Source organism: Streptomyces sp. L500, from assembly GCF_054551825.1.
In genome coordinates, this window is the sequence record NZ_JBTOLC010000021.1 from 92770 (window position 1) to 109857 (window position 17088).

Sequence of the window (17088 nt, forward strand, 5' to 3'; positions counted from 1 at the left end):
GCAGAAGCTCGCAATCCAGCCTAGGCCCAGCGGGTGACATACGCCCCTCGACGGTGAATCGGGCGCCTGTTCGGCATATTTCGGCGTATCCCGCAGTACGCCACTCAGGGTACGAGCACGACCTTGCCGATCGTGCCGCGCGTCTCCAGCGCCCGGTGGGCGGCCGCCGCCTCGGCGAGCGGGAAGCGCTGCACGGCCGGGACGACGCGCCCCGCCGCGGCGTCCGCCAGGGACAGCTCCTCCAGCCGCCGTATGCCGGTCTCGCCCCCGCCGAACCGTTCCAGCATGGCCGGGCCGAGCACGTTCCGTGAGGTGATGCCACGCTCGGCGAGCCAGGCCGGCTCGGGCTCCCACGGCCCGGCGCCGACCGTGCCCCGCGCGGACCAGCCGAAGACCAGGTGCAGCCCGCCGGGTGCCAGCAGGTCCACGGCGGCCCGCGCGACCGCGCCGCCGACGCCGTCGAACACGACCGTGGCGGCGCGCCCCCACAGGGCCGTACGGGCCCGCTCGGCCCACTCGGGGTCGTCGTAGTCGAGGGCGATGTCGGCGCCCAGCGCGCCGACGTGCGCGACCTTGGCCGGCCCGCCGGCCAGCCCGACGACGGTGGCGCCCGCGTTCTTGGCGTACTGCACGAGCAGCGAGCCGATGCCGCCCGCGGCGGCCGGGACGATCACGATGTCCTCCTCGCCCAGCTCGGTGAAGCCCAGGATGCCGAGCGCGGTGCGGCCCGTACCGATCATGGCGATGGCGTGGTCCTCGGCGAGCCCGTCCGGCAGTTCGTGGAGTCTGGCGGCGTCGACGACGGCCAGCTCCGCGTAGCCCCCGCCGGAGGCGGCGCGGCCCAGATGGGCGACGACGCGCCGGCCGAGCCAGCGGGGGTCGGCGCCCTCGCCGAGGGCGTCGACGGTGCCCGCGACCTCCCGGCCCGGGACGGCCGGCAGCTCGGGCAGGCCGTACGGGTTGCCGGGGTCCCCGGCGCGCTGGGTGGTGTCGACGAGGTGGACGCCCGCCGCCGCCACGGCCACCCGGACCTGGCCGGGGCCGGGAACGGGGTCCTCGGCGCGCTCGTGGCGCAGGTTCTCGGCGGGGCCGAAGGCGTGCAGACGAATGGCGTGCATGGCGCTCTCCTCGAAGATCGTCACGGGGACGGTCCCGAGTCTTCAACCTCAACCAGGATTGAGGTCAAGCGCAGAAGTCGTTCACACCCGGGGGAAGCGGCTCTGCAGGTCCCAGATGGCGGGGTTGTCGCCGAGTCCGTCATGCATGTCCACCAGATCCGCGATCAGATCGTGAAGGAAATCGCGGGCTTCGCGACGCAGCGCCTTGTGGTCGAAGGTCAGCGGCGGATCGTCCGGCGCCCAGTCGGCCGTGACCTCCACCCAGCCGAAGCGGCGCTCGAAGACCAGGCAGTCGGTGGACTCGGTGAAGTCCAGCTCGGCGAACTGCGTCCGCGCCGAGCGGCTGCCCCGGGGGTCCTGGTCGACCTTCTCGACGATGTCGCACAGCGCCCAGGCGAAGTCGAGCACCGGCACCCATCCCCAGGCTGTGGACAGCTCCCGGTCCTCCTTGACGTCGGCCAGATAGACGTCGCCGCAGAACAGGTCGTGCCGCAGCGCGTGCACGTCGGCGGTGCGGTAGTCCGTCTGCGGGGGGTCCGGGAAACGGCGGGAGAGGGAGTAGCCGAGGTCGATCACGCTTCATGGTACGTACGGAAGGCGGGGACGTACGACGGGTGCGCCCCCGCCGCCACGGGGGCGACGGGGGCGCTGGGGGGTGTACCCGTCGGGGCGTACCGGTGGGGTGCGCCCGCGGGGGTTACTTCACGTTGATGGCGGTCCAGGTGGCGGCGACCGTCTTGTACTCGTTGCTGGTGGCGCCGTAGAGGTCCGCGGTGGCCTTGAGGGTGGCGGTGCGGGCGGCCTTGTAGTTGGTGGTGGAGGTGAAGTACGTGGTCAGGGCCTTGTACCAGATCTTGGTGGCCTTGTCCCGGCCGATGCCCGTGATCTTGGAGTTGTTGTAGGTGGGGCTGTTGTAGCTCACGCCACCGACGACCTTGCTGCCGCTGCCCTCGGACAGCAGGTAGTAGAAGTGGTTGGCGGGGCCGGAGGAGTAGTGGACGTCGACGCTGCCCAGGGAGGACGACCAGTAGTCCTTGGAGCGGCCGTCCTTGCTCGGCTTGTCCATGTAGCGCAGCGGGCTGCCGTCGCCGCGGATGTCGATCTTCTCGCCGATGAGGTAGTCGCCCGGGTCGGCGGGGTTGTTGGCGTAGAACTCGGCGGCGGTGCCGAAGATGTCCGAGGTGGCCTCGTTGAGGCCGCCGGACTCACCGCTGTAGCGGAGGTTGGCGGTGGCGGAGGTGACACCGTGGCTCATCTCGTGGGCGGCCACGTCGAGCGAGGTCAGCGGGTGGGCGTCGTTCTCACCGTCGCCGTAGGTCATGCAGAAGCACTCGTCGTCCCAGAAGGCGTTGACGTAGCCGTTGCCGTAGTGGACGCGGGAGTAGGCGCCCTTGCCGTCGCCCTTGATGCCGCTGCGGCCGAGCACGTTCTTGTAGAAGTCCCAGGTGACGGCCGCGCCGTAGTGGGCGTCGACACCGGCCTTCTGGCGGCCCGCGCCCCAGACGTCGCTCGCGTTGGTGAAGAGCGCGCCGGTGCCGTCGGTGCCCTGGTTGAGGTCGTACGTCTTGTGGCCGCCGCGCGAGCCGTCCTCGAGGGTGTAGCCCGAACCCGACTTGGTGGTGGTCAGCGGAACGTTTCCGCTGTAGGTGCTGGTCCCGGTGCCGGTCTCGATGGCCTCGTCCTGGAACAGCTTCTCGCCGGTGTTCGCGTCGGTGATCACGTGGAGCTTGCTGGGCGTGCCGTCCTTCTGGACGCCGGTGACCACGGTCTCGTACGCCAGGACCGGCTTGCCCTGCGCGGCCCAGATGACCTTGCGCGGCGCGCGGTCGGCGTCGGCCTTCGCGGTCTTCTCCCCGGCGGCGACGCTCAGCGCGCTCTTCTTGGCGGCGGCGGGCGCGAGGGAGGGCGTGGTGCTGGGCACGGCTATCTTGGCGTCGGTCGCCTTGGTGACGTCGCGGGCGCCGTTCTTCTTCTGGTGCACCACGAGGTCGCCGCCGAGCACAGGCAGGCCCTCGTAGGTGCGCTCGTAGCGCGTGTGCGTCGTGCCGTCGGCGTCCTTCACGACGTCACGGACGATCAGCTTCTCCTTGTCGGCGTCCAGGCCGATCTTCGCGGCGGTCGAGGCCGCCCCGCCCTGCGCGTCCTGGACGGCGGCGGCGCGCTGTCCGGCGGAGAGCGCCAACTGCTGGCCGCCCGCGACCTTTTCGGCCGACGCGTTCGCCGAGCCCGACTGCACGCCGATGACCACCATGGCGGCGGAGGCGACAAGTGCGGCGGCGCGCAGGGAGTTCTTTCGGGGGGTGGCGGTGTTGCTTCTCAACTCGATCTCCTAAGAGGGGGGTTACGGACAGCCCGGGTCAAGGGCCGCACCGTTGCATCAGGAGTGGTGCAGGAGCGAATTGAGGAGAGCGTGCCATCGATGGACGGAGATTGACAGGGGCGCAACAAGGATTTGATCTGTTGGTAAACGCTGAGCGGTGGATTGGATCCGCTATGCGGTGAGTTGGGGGGCGGGGAAGATGTGTTCAACTGACGAGAGGGGGCGGTTGAACGGAGTGAAAGGGCTGGCGGGAATGGATATCGGAATGTACGCGGAGGACTACCTTCCGGAGCAATTGCGCGTACAGGTACGTGCGTTGCGCGAAGAGGCATGGCCCGGCCTGGGAGGAATCCCGCACGATCCCGCGTTGAATCCGCTGACGATACCGCTGGTAACGCCGGAGGGTGAAGTCGTGGCGGTGCTCGACGTCCTGTGGAAGGACATCGAGCACGAAGGCGTCCGTTACCGGGCGGCCGGCCTGAGTTCGGTCGTCACCGCCGAGGCGCACCAGGGCAAAGGACACGGGCGGCAGCTCGTGGCTGCCGCCCGTGAAATGATCGCGAAAAGCGGTGCGGACCTGGGAATCTTCACCTGCGACCGCCCCTTGCGGGGCTTCTACGAAGGGGCCGGCTGGCGCGTACTGGAGGGCGCCGTGCTCGTCGGGGGCACCCCGGAGGCTCCCTTCCCCAGCGACCGCCCGGGCTTCGACAAGGTCACGATGGCGGACTTCTTCACCGAGCGGGGGCGGCGCGGTGCCGCGTCGTTCCGGGACGCCCGGATCGGGCTCCACCCCGGGGAGATCGACAGGTTGTGGTGATCAGGGGGGGGCGAGGGGGGCTAGGGCTGGTCGTCCGTCGGCGGCCTGTTGCCGAGCTGCTCGTCGATCTTCCGCTGCGCCGCGTCGACCTGGCTCTGGTACTTGTTCTGCGTCTTCGCGTCGAACGCGTCGCCGGCCTTATCGACGCCTTGCCGGGCTGTGTCCTCGTGCCCCTTGAGCATGCCTTTGAGCTTGTCGAGCATGGACATGGCCGTCCTCCTAACGGAACGCCTGACGCCTTCAGGATCGCCGCGTTCCGCCCCCGCCGCATCCCGGGCTTGCGGTTGCCGTTGCGTCAACTCCTACGGTTTCCCCAGGGCCGGAAAGACCGGCCCGGTGATGTGTGGGAGGGCCGGACGGATGGCCTGGTCGATCGCGGATGTGGCCCGGATGTCCGGGGTGACGTCCCGGACGCTGCGGCACTACGACGAGATCGGGCTGCTGCCGCCCGCGTGGACGGGGAGCAGTGGGCACCGCTACTACGAGGAGGCCGAGCTGCTGCGGTTGCAGCAGATCCTCCTGATGCGGGAGCTGGGGCTGGGGCTGCGCGAGATCCAGGCGGTCCTGGACAGCCAGGTCGACCGGCTGGCCGCGCTCCGCGAGCACTACGAGCGGCTGCTGGGCGAGCGCGACCGGCTGGAGACGCTCGTCCGCACCGTCGGCCGCACCATCACCGAACTGGAGGAAGGGGAGGAGAACGGCATGACGAGGATCAACCGGCCGGAGAACCTGTTCGAGGGCTTCGGCTCCGTCGACGCCGAGACCGACGCGGAGGTGCGGGAGCGGTGGCCGCGCGAGTGGGAGCAGTCCCGGCAGGCCGTCGAGGCGATGACCGCCGAGGACACGGAGCGGTGGCAGCGGGAGGTGACGGCGCAGATGATCCGCATGGCGGAGTTCATGGTGGCCGGCGTCCCGGTCGCCGACCCGGCGGTACAGGCCGAGGTGGAGGCACACTACCGGGGCGTGTGCGACTTCTGGACGCCGAACGCCTGCGCGTACAAGGGGGTGGGGCAGACGTACGTCGACGACCCGAAGTTCCGCGCGAACTTCGACAGGATCGCCGAGGGGCTGGCCGCCTACCAGCGTGACGCGATGGTCGTCTACGCGGACGCCCGGCTGGGCTGAGCCTCCGGCTCGTTCGCCGGCGGAGCGGTCTCAGCCCGTCCTGTCGCCCAGGGACTCCAGCAGGGCGCGCAGCGAGCCCGCCAGCGCCTCGCGTTCGCCCGGGCTCAGGGCCGCCAGGACGCGTTCCTCCGTGGCGACGTGGTCCGGGAGGACGCGGTCGATGAGGGCGCGGCCCTCGTCCGTGAGGGAGACGACGACGCTGCGGCCGTCGTGGTCGCTGCGGGTGCGGACGACGAGGCCGCGGGCCTCCAGGCGGTCGAGGCGCTGGGTGATGGCGCCGGAGGTGACCATCGACGAGCGCATCAGCCCGGCCGGGGTGAGGCGGTACGGGGGCCCGTCGCGGCGGAGGGTGGCGAGGACGTCGAAGGAGGCGCCGTCCAGGTCGTGGGCGGCGAAGGTGCGCCGGAGCTCGGTGTTGATCAGCTGGTGCACCCGGTTCAGCCGGCCGATCACGGCCATGGGGGAGGCGTCCAGGTCGGGTCGCTCCTGGGCCCACTGTTCGAGTACTCGGTCGACGTGATCTGCCACGGCCTCAGCCTAGCAATGTCTTAGCGGTGAGGTAGATCACTCACCGATAGCTTAGTGCTGAGTTATATTGGCTTAGTGCTAAGCAATCGGATCGGGATCGTGTTCCTCACCGCGCTGGCGCCCGCTGTCTGGGGCACCACCTACGCCGTCACCACGGAGTTCCTGCCGCCCGGCAGGCCCCTGCTGGCGGCGGTCGTGCGGGCGCTGCCCGCGGGCCTCGCCCTGGTGGCGGTGACCCGGCGGCTGCCGAAGGGCGACTGGTGGTGGCGGGCGCTGGTGCTGGGGGCGCTCAACATCGGGGCGTTCTTCGCGCTGCTGTTCGTCGCCGCGTACCGGCTGCCCGGCGGCGTCGCCGCCACCATCGGGGCGGTCCAGCCCCTGCTGGCCGCCGGGCTCTCCACCGGACTGCTGGGGGAGCGGCTCTCCGTCCGCACGGTGGTCGCCGGCGCGGTGGGCGTGGCCGGTGTCAGCATGCTCGTCCTGCGGGCCGACGCGCGGCTCGACGGGATCGGGGTGGCGGCCGCGGTCGGCGGCGCGGTGGTGATGGCCACCGGCGTCGTGCTCAGCAAGCGCTGGGCCTCGTCCGCGCCGCCGCTCGCGGCGACGGGCTGGCAGCTCGTCGCCGGAGGATTGCTGCTGCTCCCGATCGCGCTCCTCGTGGAAGGTGCGCCGCCCACGTCGCTCACCGCGGCGAACCTCGCCGGGTACGGCTATCTGGCCGTCGTCGGTTCCGCGTTCGCCTACGTGCTGTGGTTCCGGGGCATCCGGGCGCTGCCCGCCACGGACGTCACCTTCCTCGGGCTGCTGAGCCCCGTCGTCGCCACGGCGGTCGGCTGGCTCGCGCTCGGTCAGTCCCTCACCGTCGCGCAGGGGCTGGGCGGGCTGGTCGTCCTGGCCGCCCTGGTCGTGGCACAGACGCAGCCCAAGAAGCGGCTCGCGCCCCGTCAACTCGCCCACAAGAGCTGAGAGTCAAGGAAGAGGAAGAGGACACGATGCGAGAGATGCGCGAAGACATGAGTGAAGGCACGCGCGAGGACATGCGCGAGGACATGCGCAAGCCTCTGAAGGTCACCGTGTTCGGTGCCGCCGGGAACGTGGGGCGCCGGGTCGTCGCCGAGGCGCTGGCGCGCGGGCACCACGTCACCGCCGTCGTCCGCGACCTGGCCCGGGGCCGGGCGGCGGGGCTGCCCGAGGCAGCGGAAATACGCGTCGGCGACGCGGGAGTCGTCGAGGATGTCGCTGCCTTGAGCGCCGGGCAGGACGTGGTCGTCGGCGCCACCCGCCCCGCGCCCGGGCAGGAGGGCCAGCTCGTCCCGATGGCGGAGGCCCTGCTGGCCGGGGTCGCGGACGCCGGCGCCCGGCTGCTGCTCGTCGGCGGGGCGGGGGGCCTCTCCGTGCCGGGCACGGACGGTCGTGTCCTCGTCGTCGACGACCCGGCGTACGTCCCCGAGGCGTGGCGGCCCATCGCGGTGGCCTGCGTCGAGCAGCTGGCCGCCTGCCGCGCCGCCGGCGCGGCCGTGGACTGGACGTACCTGAGCCCGCCGGCGCAGCTGGAGCCGGGCGAGCGGACGGGCGCGTACCGGCTGGGCCGCGACGAACTGCTCGTCGACGGCGAGGGCGTCTCGGCCGTCTCCATGGAGGACCTGGCCGTGGCCCTGCTGGACGAGGCCGAGCGGCCCGCGCACCGGCGGGCCCGGTTCACCGTGGCGTACTGACGCGGCGACACACGACAAGGGTGCGCGGAGGGCCGCCTCGTCCCGGTGGGGAGGACGAGGCGGCCCTCCGGCGATCCGCTGTGCGTCTTGGACGTCTCAGACGTCTCAGACGTTGACGCCGAAGTCCTGGGCGATGCCGACCAGACCCGACGCGTAGCCCTGGCCGACCGCGCGGAACTTCCACTCCGCGCCGTTGCGGTAGAGCTCGCCGAAGACCATGGCCGTCTCGGTGGCCGCGTCCTCGCTGAGGTCGTAGCGGGCGATCTCGGCGCCGCCGGCCTGGTTGACGATGCGGATGTAGGCGTTGCGGACCTGGCCGAAGTTCTGCGAGCGGGCCGCGGCGTCGTAGATGGAGACCGGGAAGACGATCTTCGTGATGTCGGCCGGGAGGGCCGCCAGGTTCACGTTGATCTGCTCGTCGTCGCCCTCGCCCTGGCCGGTGGTGTTGTCACCGGTGTGGACGATGGACTGGTCCGGCGTCGACTTGTTGTTGAAGAAGACGAAGTGGGAGTCGGAGTAGACCCGGCCGCCCGCGTTCACGGCGATGGCGCTGGCGTCGAGGTCGAAGTCCGTGCCGGTGGTGGTGCGGACGTCCCAGCCGAGGCCGACCGTGACGGCCGTCAGGCCCGGGGCCTCCTTGGTGAGGGAGACGTTGCCGCCCTTGGACAGGCTTACAGCCATGGGATGAGTCCCTTTCTGCTTCTGCGTCGACTCGCGGCGCGCTCCAGGCCGCCGTCACATCCCTGATAACGCCATGTGGGGGACCCGGGGTTCCATTCCGCTTTACTTTCTTTGCCGGTTCCTGACGCCGGGCCGGACCGTCGTGTGCGTTCGCGCCCTCCGTGGATAAACGGGGTGACGTGTCCGCGTCCGTCGGGGGAACATGGACGCATGTCCGGTCCCTACGTCATCCGCGGCTCCGTCTCCCTCCCCGAGGCCGAGCTCCTGTGGCGCTTCTCGCGTTCCTCCGGGCCGGGCGGGCAGCACGTCAACACGAGCGACAGCCAGGTCGAGCTGCGCTTCGACCTCGCGGCGACGAACGCGCTGCCCGAGGTGTGGAAGGAGCGCGCGCTCGAGAGGCTCGCGGGCCGGCTCGTCGGCGGCGTCGTGACGGTACGGGCCTCGGAGCACCGCTCGCAGTGGCGCAACCGCGAGGCGGCGGCCGTGCGGCTGGCGGCGCTGCTGGCCGAGGCGAGCGCGCCGCCGCCGAAGCCGCGGCGGCCCACGAAGATCCCGCGCGGCATCAATGAGCGGCGGCTGCGGGAGAAGAAGCAGCGCGCCGACACCAAACGGGGACGTACCGGCCGCGATTGGCACTGACCGAAGCCGGCTGGAGCTAGTCCAGGTGGCGGTAGCGCCCCCGGAAGTACGCCAGCGGGCCGGTGTCCGTGCCGGGCGTGTCCGCCCGTAGCACCCGGCCGATGACGAGCGTGTGGTCCCCCGCCACCACGCGCTGCTCGGTGCGGCATTCGAGGACGGCCAGGGTGTCCTTGATCAGCGGGGCGCCGCTGACCGCGCCGCGCTCGTGGGGGACGTCCGCGAAGAGGAGCCGGTCGCTGATGCGGCCCTTCATCGCGAAGCGGCCCGCGATGTGGCGCTGGCCCTCGGCGAGCAGGGAGACCGCCCAGGCGGGCTGCCGCTCCAGCAGGTCGTCCATGCGGGAGCCGTTGCGGACGCTCACCATCACCAGGGGCGGGTCCAGGGAGACGGAGACGAAGGCGGTGGCCGTCATGCCGACGTCCTCGCCGCGGGGGCCGTCCTCCGGGTCGTGCGCGGTCACCAGCACGACGCCGGCCGCCAGCCGGGTCAGGGCGGCGCGGAATTCGTCGGCGGTCACCCCCTCGGGGCGGCCCTCGCGGTGGGTGTCTGGCTCGGCGGTCACTACCTCAGGATGGGCTATGCCGGTCTCGGTGGGCGAAGTCGTCTGCAACACGCCTCGCACGCTAGCCGTCCCGGGGGACGGAACGCATCGGGCTGCGGGACCAGTCGGGGTTCCCGTCGGGTCCTAGGTCCTGAGAGCCTGTGCGCGTACGTCCGCGTGGGAATCGGTCCGGAAGAGATCTGATCATGTCCGTTCGTGTCTTTTCCGGGCCCTCGAATTTGCGTTCATTAAGCATAAGAGCGCGATCGAACGCCAGGGGTGCGACTTCAACGCCTCTTGTGACATGAGTCACAGAGGGCGCTAATTGTTGACCCTGTGTACCGGGTGGTCAGCTCGCTGTGATTCAGTGGCCGGGTAATCGGACGAACAAGAAGCCTGGAGTTTGCTGTCGAGGTCTCGGGGGAGAGCGAGCTATGGAGACCGAGTCGGAGCCGTACGTCCGCCTGGCCACCTTGAAACAGGTCCATCGGGCGATCGCGGACCTGAACACCGCGCGCAGCCTCGCGGACACCTTGCAGACCGTCGCCGACGGTGTCGTGTCCGGGCTCGGCTACGAGCTCTCCGCCGTCAACCTCGTCCGCCCGGACGGTGATCTCGTCGTCGCCGCCGTGGCCGGGAGCGCCAGCGCGGAGGCCCTGATGGCGGGGCGGGTCGGCTCCCGGGTGTCCTGGGAGCGGCGGCTGGCGATGGGGGACGAGTGGGGCGATCTGCGCTTCATCCCGTACACCGAGGGCTGGGTCCTCGACGACGACGACGTCCCCCAGTGGCACACCGCCGGCCCGGCCCCGCGCTTCGCCGACGAGTGGCACCCGATGGACCGGCTCTTCGCCCCGATGTACTCCACGGGCCCCTCCGGTGGCGAACTGCTCGGCGTCATCTCCGTGGACAAACCGCGCAACGGCCGGAGACCCGGTGCGTGGGGCCGGGAGGCCCTGCAGATGTACGCGTCGCAAGCGGCGATTGCGATCAGTAACGCTCGTCTACGCGCAAATATGCAGCGCGCTCTGGTCCGGCTCGAACGGGAACAGCAGGCGCTGCGCGCCAGCGAGGAGAGCTTCCGACAGGCGTTCGAATATGCGCCGAGCGGGATGGCCATCGCCGAAATGGGCGGCGACCAGCACGGCCGGCTCCACCGCACGAACGACGCGCTGTGCCGGCTGCTCGGCCGCTCCGCCTCCCAGATGCGCCGCTACTCCTTCGCCGACCTCGTCCACCCCGAGGACATAGGCACCCTGCTCCGCACCTCCGCCGAGGGCGGCCGCGCCGAGCTGCGGCTGGCGCGGCGCGACGGCACGTTCGTCTGGGTGTCGCTGCGCAACTCGGTCGTGGCCGACGCCGCCGACGGCCCGCGCTTCCTGCTCACCCACGTGGAGGACATCGAGGAGCGCAAGCGGCACGAGCTCCAGCTCGCCCACCGCGCCAGCCACGACTCCCTGACGGGCCTGCCCAACAGCGCCGAGCTCCGCGCCCGCCTCAGCAGCCGGCTCTGCGGCCGCCCGCCCGGCAGCGAGACCCACGCGGCGGCGGCCGTCGGCCCGTACGGGGCGCTCGACGGCTTCGCGGAGGTCGCGAGCGTCGAGAGCACGGCGTACGTCCCGGAGCCGCTGCCGGCGGGGGGCCTCCCCTCCACCGGTGGCCACGGTCACGGCTTCGGCTCCGACACCGGCCCCGACTACGCGCCGGACTTCCCGCCCGAGGACTACGGCGGCGGCCCGGGGATCTCCGCCGGCTACGGCCACGGGCACGGCCACGCCTACGACCACCACGAGCACGCGATCGCCCCGGACGAGGACCACGACGGCGGCACCAAGGGCCTGGCCGTCCTCTTCTGCGACCTCGACGGCTTCAAGTCGATCAACGACCGGTTCGGCCACCACACGGGTGACGCGGTGCTGATAGAGGTCGCCCGGCGGCTGAGCAACGGCGTGCGGGAGGGCGACACCGTCGCCCGGCTCGGCGGCGACGAGTTCGTCGTCCTCGCCGACGGGCTGGCCCTGGCGGACGCGGAGGATCTTGCCGTCCGGCTGCGAAATGCCATCATTCCGCCCATAAGGGTCGATGGCCGGGCCGTCCGGGTGGGGGCGAGTTTCGGAATCGGCTGGGCGGGCTGCGGCATGAGCGCGGACGAAGTGCTGCACTCCGCTGACCAGCGGATGTACCGGGAGAAGCGGGCTCGGGCCAAGGCGGGAAGGCGCGCCGGATGAGTGCCGGTTTGCCCGGCCCCCCGAGCCCGGGTGCCCGGCGTGAAACCACCCACTCGGGGTACGCTTCGCCGATGCGGCACCGCCGCCGAGCGTGGTGCGTGGTAGCCGACGGGCACACCATGTGGGATATGGGGAGTGACAGGGGATGACGGCCGGTAACAACGGCGCGGGCAGCGGTTCGGGAGCGTCCGGAGCGCCGGAGAACGACGACCCGTTCGGCTACCTGTACCGCTCGGAGGGCGGATCGGGCGAGGGCGGCCAGCAGCAGCCCGCCGCCTATCAGCCGGGCGTTCCCCGCACGTCCTACAACCAGGTACGCCCGGTGGGCTCCCGCACGTACGGCGGCACGCAGGGCGTCGGCTCGAACCTCGGCGCGGCCGCGCAGCGGCCGGGCGGGCCGAACCCGCACTACGCGGCGCCGGAGACACTGGGCGGCGCCCCCACCCAGGGCCACACCCCGGTACGCGGCGGCCATGGCGCCACCCCGCCCCGCCCGAAGCGGCGCGGGCTGCTCATAGCCGCGATAGCGGTCGTCCTCGTGGTCGCGGGCGGCATCGGCGTGGCGATGCTGACGAACAGCTCATCGGACGACAAGCAGACGTCCGCCGGTGGCGAGGAGAAGCCCGGGGGCGACGAGCAGTCCAAGGGCGGCGACGCGAAGAAGCAGAAGGACAAGGACAAGGCCGACCAGCCGAAGAATCCTTCGGTCAACGGCCAGCAGAAGCGTGACGCGTCGAACCTTCGGCTGAGCGGCGGTGCCACCACGGAGAAGACCGTGAAGGGCGCCAACGCTGACGGGGGTATCTACATCACCGGGATGAACCAGGTCGGTGCCGCCGTCGAGTGGACCGTGGACGTAGAGAAGGCCGGGGATTACCGGCTGAACCTGCGCTACGGCGTCCCCGGCAAGGATGCCACCCTCACCACGTGGGCCAATGGCAACAAGACCTTCAGCCCCATCAAGATGAAGAACTACGGCGCCAAGCCGGGCGACTGGGAGAACGGCTGGTTCACCAGCTGGGTCCAGGTGTCACTCAACAAGGGCACCAACACCCTCAAGTTCTCCTGCGAGCCGGGCGACTCGTGCGAGTCCCACCTCGACCAGGTCTGGCTCAGCTGACGATCCTCAAGAACCCCGCCACCGCCCCCGTCATCGCCTCGCGAGCGGGGGCGAGGTATTTGCGGGGGTCGACCGTCGAGGGATGGGCCTCCAGGAAGGCGCGGACCGCACCCGTGTAGGCCGTGTTGAGGGCCGTTCCTACGTTGATTTTCTTCATGCCGGATGCGATGGCGCGGCGGATTTCCGCGTCCGGAACGCCTGAGGAGCCGTGGAGGACCAGCGGGACCGGGAGGGTGGTGGCGAGGGTCGCGATGAGGGAGTGGTCGAGGGCGGCCGTGCGTTCGGTCATGGCGTGGGTGCTGCCCACGGCCACGGCCAGGGCGTCCACGCCCGTGTCGGCCACGTAGGCGGCCGCCTCGGCCGGGTCGGTGCGGACGCCGGGGGTGTGGGCGTCGCCCGGCTTGCCGCCGACGCGGCCCAGTTCGGCTTCGAGCCAGATGCCGCGTTCTCGGGCCCAGCGGGCCGCCTCCGCCGTGGCCTTGACGTTCTCGCCGTACGGGAGCTTCGACGCGTCGAACATGACCGAGTCGAAGCCGTGGGCGTGCGCGGCGTGAAGGAGGTCCGCGCTTTCGACGTGGTCCAGGTGGAGGGCCAGGCGCGCCGTCGACGCGCGGGCCACCGCCGCCGTCGCGGCGGCGATGGGGGCCAGGTCGCCGCCGTGGAACCTCACGGCGTTCTCGGAGATCTGGAGGATGGCCGGGGCGCCGGCCGCCTCCGCGCCGAGCGCGATGGCTTCGGCGTGCTCGATGGTGATGACGTTGAAGGCCATCACGGCTCCGGCCGCGGTCATCAGGTCGTGGGTGCGGGTCAGTGGCATGGGCTGCTCAACCCCTCCGTGGGTAACGGTCGCTTCGGCGCCGCCGGGTCGGGCCCCGGCCCCGGTCCGCGTCCGCTCACAGCTCCTCGACCCGTATGACCGTCCTCAGCTCCTCGTACGCCCCCGCGTCGAACTCGCCCGCGCCCGGGGCGCGGACCGTCGCCGCCGACAGGGCCACCGCGCGTATGAGGCGGTCCGGCCAGGGCAGACCCTCCGTCAGGGCCGAGAGGAGGCCCGCGACGGCCGAGTCGCCCGCGCCCGTGGGGTTGCCCCGCAGCGGGGCAGGCGGGGTGGCGCGCCAGGTGCCGTCGGGGGTGACGGCCAGCATGCCGTCGGGGCCGAGGGACGCCGCGACGGCGTGGGCGCCGCGGCGGCGGGCGTCCAGGGCCGCGGGCAGGGGGTCCGTGGAGCCCGTGAGGGCGGCCAGTTCGGCGGCGTTGGGCTTGACGACGTCCGGGCGGGCGGCGATGCCGCGCCGCAGCGGCTCGCCGCTGGTGTCCAGGAGGACGGGCACGTGCCGGGCGCGGGCCTGGCGGATCAGGTGGGCGTAGGCGCCGACCGGTACGCCGGGCGGCAGGCTGCCGCACAGGGCGACGGCGTCGGCGTCGCGCAGGAGCTGGCCGTAGCGGTCGTCGAAGGCGGCCCATTCGGCCGGAGTGACGTCCGGGCCCGCCTCGTTGAGCTGTGTCACGTCGCCGGTCGCGTCGTCCACGACGGCCACCGTGCGGCGCGTCGCGCCGGTGATGGGCACCAGCGCGTCGGTCAGCGGCCCCGCCGACTCCGCGAGGAGCCGGCGCAGGGTGTCGCCCGTGGCGCCGCCCGCGAAGCCGGTGACCACCGTCTCGTGGCCCAGCGCGGCCAGCACCCGCGCGACGTTCACGCCCTTGCCGCCCGGCCGTTCGGCCGAGTGCCGGACGCGGTGCGAGGTGTGCGGGAGCAACCGGGGGACGCGGTAGGTCAGATCGAGCGCGGCGTTGAGCGTGACCGTGAGGATCATCGGCGCCTCTCTCCTCGACCGGGGCGACAGTGGGCGGCAGTGGTGGTTGCGCCAGCGATCATGCCAAAGCGAGAGCGGCAGGCCCAGACCTCCGGGCCCGCCGCTCTCGATGAAGTGGGCGGATAATTACCGCACTTCCGGCTTAACCAGCCATTCGCCCTTGCGCATCACGCCGACGAGGTCGAACGTCCCGTTCAGGACGACCAGGTCCGCGTCCTTGCCCGCCTCGATCGTGCCGATCCGGTCCGACAGGCCGAGCAGCCGCGCCGGGGTCGTCGACAGGGCCCGTACGGCGTCCTCGACCGGCAGCCGGTCGACCGTCACCGCGCGCTTGAACGCCGTGTCGAGGGTGAGCGTGGACCCCGCGATCGAGCCCGCCGTCGGGCCGTCCGCGATCCGCGCCACGCCGTCCTTGACCTCGACGCGCATCGGACCCAGCGGGTACATCCCGTCGCTCATGCCCGCCGCGCCCATCGCGTCCGTGATGAACGCGACCCGGTCCGCGCCGGCCTGGTTGAACGCCAGCTGGAGGGCGGCCGGGTGGAGGTGGGTGCCGTCGTTGATCAGCTCGACCGTGACCCGCTCGTCCTCCAGCAGCGCCGCGATCGGGCCGGGCGCGCGGTGCAGCAGCGACGGCATCGCGTTGAACAGGTGCGTCGCGACCGTCGCGCCCGCCTCGATGGCGTCGAGGGTGGCCTCGTACGTCGAGTCCGTGTGGCCGACGGCCGCGATCACGCCGTGCTCGGCGAGCAGACGCACGGACTCCAGGCCACCGGGCAGCTCCGGCGCCAGCGTCATCATGCGGGCCGCGCCGTGCGCCGCGTCGACGAGCTTGCGGACGTCCGCCGGGTCCGGGTCGCGCAGCAGCTCCGGCTGGTGCGCGCCGCAGCGGTGCGCGGAGATGAACGGGCCCTCGAAGTGGATGCCCGCCAGATCGCCCTGCTGCGTCAGCTCGGCCAGGGCCGCCGCCTGCCGGGCGAGGTCGTCCAGGTCGCCCGTCACCGTCGACGCGACCATCGTGGTGGTGCCGTGCGCGCGGTGTGTACGGATCGCGGTGAGCGCCTCCTCGGCGTCGCCGGACGAGAAGGACGCGCCGCCGCCACCGTGGACGTGGATGTCCACGAAGCCGGGGACGATCCAGTGGCCGGTGAGGTCCAGCTCCTTCGCCTCGCGCGGCGCGTTCTCCGCGATGCGGTCGCCCTCGATCGTCACGCGGGCCCCCTCCGCGACACCGGTCGGCAGCACCACGCTGGCGCCGGTGAGAACCGTTCGTTCGGTCATCGGGCGGATACCTCCATGGATTCCGTTGAGAGAAGAAGGTCCCAGGCGAGCAGGCCCGCGCCCAGGCAGCCGGCGGTGTCCCCGAGGGCCGCCGGGACGATCCGGGGGAGCTTCTGGAAGGTGACGCGCTCGGCGACCGCCGCGCGCAGGGGGGTGAAGAGGGTCTCGCCCGCCTCGGCCAGTCCGCCGCCGATGATCAGCAGGCGGGGGTCGAGCAGGGTCAGGGTCGTCACCAGACCGTCGGCGAGGGCGTCCACCGCGTGCTGCCACACCCGCTCGGCGCGGGGGTCGCCCGCCGCCACGGCCTTCGCGCAGTCGGCGGCGTCGGCGGCCGGGTCGCCGCTCGCCGCCGCCCAGGCGCGGCTGACCGCCGACGCGGAGGCGATCGTCTCCAGGCAGCCGCGGCCGCCGCAGCCGCAGTCGAGCGCGTCGGCGTCGGCGCCGCGGCGCACGGCGATGTGGCCGATCTCGCCCGCGTAGCCGTGGGCGCCCGCCTCGATCCGGCCGTCGATGCCTATCGCCCCGGCGATGCCGGTGCCCAGCGGCACGAAGAGGAAGCGGTCGGCGCCCCGGCCGGCGCCGACGCGGCCCTCGGCGAGCCCGCCCGTGCGGACGTCGTGGCCGAGGGCGACGGGGGTGCCGGCCAGGTGCTCGCTGAGGCGGTCGCGGAGGGGGAGGTCGCGCCAGCCGAGGTTCGCGGCGTAGACGGCGGTGCCGCTGTCCGTGTCCACGATGCCGGGTACGGCGATGCCGGCCGCGGCGGCCGGCTCGCCGTACGTACGGCGGCCGTGCTCGCGCAGGTCGGCGGCGAGGGCGAGGATGCCGGCCACGACGGCCTCGGGGCCCTTGGCGCGCTCGGTCGGCCTGCGGGTTTCGTGCAGCAGGGTGTGGTCCGGGGCGATCAGTGCGGCCTTTATGGCGGTGCCGCCTACGTCCAGGGCGATGACGTGTTTCACGTCTGTAGTCTCGCCCTTACGGGCGGGAAAGGTCTAGTCCACTCGCCGTGGCGCCGCCTCCCGCGCGGGGTGCGCTTGGCTTTCCGGGTGCCCCCGGTGGGGGTGCCGCGCCTTCGGCGCGGGTTCTACCCCACCCGCCCGCCCGATTGCCCGGCACGGATTGCCCAGGTAAGGGGCGGGCCGACGGGGGCACGCCTGGGGTGACGTG

Annotated in this window: 18 protein-coding genes; 7 read left to right on the top strand and 11 right to left on the bottom strand. The window is 72.1% G+C overall.

From position 1 onward, the window contains the following. Positions 1–104: 104 nt before the first annotated feature. The 3 genes from ACX9I7_RS20355 to ACX9I7_RS20365 all read right to left on the bottom strand — a co-directional run bounded on the left by ACX9I7_RS20355 (position 105) and on the right by ACX9I7_RS20365 (position 3369). Entirely contained in the window at positions 105–1118 is a 1014-nt protein-coding gene (locus ACX9I7_RS20355) for a zinc-binding dehydrogenase (RefSeq protein WP_459388112.1), read from the bottom strand. An 81-nt stretch (positions 1119–1199) separates the two neighbouring features. After that, positions 1200–1694, bottom strand: coding sequence for a hypothetical protein (locus ACX9I7_RS20360; RefSeq protein WP_189453342.1), 495 nt, complete (start codon positions 1692–1694; stop codon positions 1200–1202). A gap of 121 nt (positions 1695–1815) precedes the next feature. Further along, complete coding sequence (locus tag ACX9I7_RS20365; protein WP_459388113.1) at positions 1816–3369, bottom strand: M4 family metallopeptidase; 1554 nt, start codon at positions 3367–3369, stop codon at positions 1816–1818. Positions 3370–3703: 334 nt separating this feature from the next. Between ACX9I7_RS20365 and ACX9I7_RS20370 the strand changes: the two genes are divergently transcribed. Then, complete coding sequence (locus ACX9I7_RS20370) at positions 3704–4255, top strand: GNAT family N-acetyltransferase (protein ID WP_459388103.1); 552 nt, start codon at positions 3704–3706, stop codon at positions 4253–4255. 20 nt (positions 4256–4275) lie between these two features. Here the strand turns inward: ACX9I7_RS20370 and ACX9I7_RS20375 are convergent, their stop codons facing one another. Further along, positions 4276–4464, bottom strand: coding sequence for an antitoxin (locus tag ACX9I7_RS20375; RefSeq protein WP_459388104.1), 189 nt, complete (start codon positions 4462–4464; stop codon positions 4276–4278). Between the two features lie 151 nt (positions 4465–4615). Between ACX9I7_RS20375 and ACX9I7_RS20380 the strand changes: the two genes are divergently transcribed. After that, the gene (locus ACX9I7_RS20380) at positions 4616–5380 is read left to right on the top strand and encodes a MerR family transcriptional regulator (protein ID WP_459388105.1); all 765 of its coding nucleotides are present in this window, start codon (positions 4616–4618) and stop codon (positions 5378–5380) included. Positions 5381–5410: 30 nt separating this feature from the next. Here the strand turns inward: ACX9I7_RS20380 and ACX9I7_RS20385 are convergent, their stop codons facing one another. Then, complete coding sequence (locus tag ACX9I7_RS20385; protein ID WP_387575519.1) at positions 5411–5908, bottom strand: MarR family winged helix-turn-helix transcriptional regulator; 498 nt, start codon at positions 5906–5908, stop codon at positions 5411–5413. Between the two features lie 75 nt (positions 5909–5983). Here ACX9I7_RS20385 and ACX9I7_RS20390 point away from each other — a divergent pair, with 75 nt between their 5' ends. Both ACX9I7_RS20390 and ACX9I7_RS20395 read left to right on the top strand, forming a co-directional pair. Then, positions 5984–6874, top strand: a complete 891-nt coding sequence (locus tag ACX9I7_RS20390; RefSeq protein WP_459388106.1) for an EamA family transporter — start codon at positions 5984–5986, stop codon at positions 6872–6874. 95 nt (positions 6875–6969) lie between these two features. Beyond that, positions 6970–7623 (top strand): NAD(P)-dependent oxidoreductase, encoded by a 654-nt coding sequence (locus tag ACX9I7_RS20395; RefSeq protein ID WP_459388114.1) that lies wholly within the window; start codon positions 6970–6972, stop codon positions 7621–7623. A gap of 105 nt (positions 7624–7728) precedes the next feature. Here ACX9I7_RS20395 and ACX9I7_RS20400 read toward each other — a convergent pair whose 3' ends face one another. Beyond that, positions 7729–8304, bottom strand: coding sequence for a TerD family protein (locus ACX9I7_RS20400; protein ID WP_189453332.1), 576 nt, complete (start codon positions 8302–8304; stop codon positions 7729–7731). A gap of 210 nt (positions 8305–8514) precedes the next feature. Between ACX9I7_RS20400 and arfB the strand changes: the two genes are divergently transcribed. Next, positions 8515–8943, top strand: a complete 429-nt coding sequence (gene arfB, locus ACX9I7_RS20405) for an alternative ribosome rescue aminoacyl-tRNA hydrolase ArfB (protein WP_387575515.1) — start codon at positions 8515–8517, stop codon at positions 8941–8943. A gap of 16 nt (positions 8944–8959) precedes the next feature. On the opposite strand, the gene ACX9I7_RS20410 is transcribed toward arfB, so the two are convergent. Further along, on the bottom strand, positions 8960–9505 hold the full coding sequence (locus tag ACX9I7_RS20410) for a flavin reductase family protein (protein ID WP_459388107.1): 546 nt from the start codon (positions 9503–9505) through the stop codon (positions 8960–8962). Between the two features lie 413 nt (positions 9506–9918). Between ACX9I7_RS20410 and cdgB the strand changes: the two genes are divergently transcribed. Beyond that, entirely contained in the window at positions 9919–11709 is a 1791-nt protein-coding gene (gene cdgB / locus ACX9I7_RS20415; protein ID WP_459388108.1) for a diguanylate cyclase CdgB, read from the top strand. Between the two features lie 145 nt (positions 11710–11854). Beyond that, positions 11855–12829, top strand: coding sequence for a carbohydrate-binding protein (locus ACX9I7_RS20420; protein WP_387575511.1), 975 nt, complete (start codon positions 11855–11857; stop codon positions 12827–12829). Here the strand turns inward: ACX9I7_RS20420 and ACX9I7_RS20425 are convergent. From ACX9I7_RS20425 to ACX9I7_RS20440, 4 genes are all read right to left on the bottom strand, one after another. Beyond that, positions 12822–13646, bottom strand: coding sequence for a class II fructose-bisphosphate aldolase (locus tag ACX9I7_RS20425; protein ID WP_387575509.1), 825 nt, complete (start codon positions 13644–13646; stop codon positions 12822–12824). The two genes, ACX9I7_RS20420 and ACX9I7_RS20425, sit on opposite strands and share 8 nt — an antisense overlap. Positions 13647–13722: 76 nt before the next feature. Then, a complete protein-coding gene (locus ACX9I7_RS20430; RefSeq protein WP_387575507.1) occupies positions 13723–14643 on the bottom strand; it encodes a 1-phosphofructokinase family hexose kinase in 921 nt (306 codons plus the stop codon). A gap of 126 nt (positions 14644–14769) precedes the next feature. After that, positions 14770–15924, bottom strand: coding sequence for an N-acetylglucosamine-6-phosphate deacetylase (nagA, locus tag ACX9I7_RS20435; protein ID WP_387575505.1), 1155 nt, complete (start codon positions 15922–15924; stop codon positions 14770–14772). Then, the gene (locus ACX9I7_RS20440; RefSeq protein ID WP_459388109.1) at positions 15921–16880 is read right to left on the bottom strand and encodes an ROK family protein; all 960 of its coding nucleotides are present in this window, start codon (positions 16878–16880) and stop codon (positions 15921–15923) included. The genes nagA and ACX9I7_RS20440 overlap by 4 nt, the downstream gene beginning before the upstream one ends. Between the last annotated feature and the right edge of the window lie 208 nt (positions 16881–17088).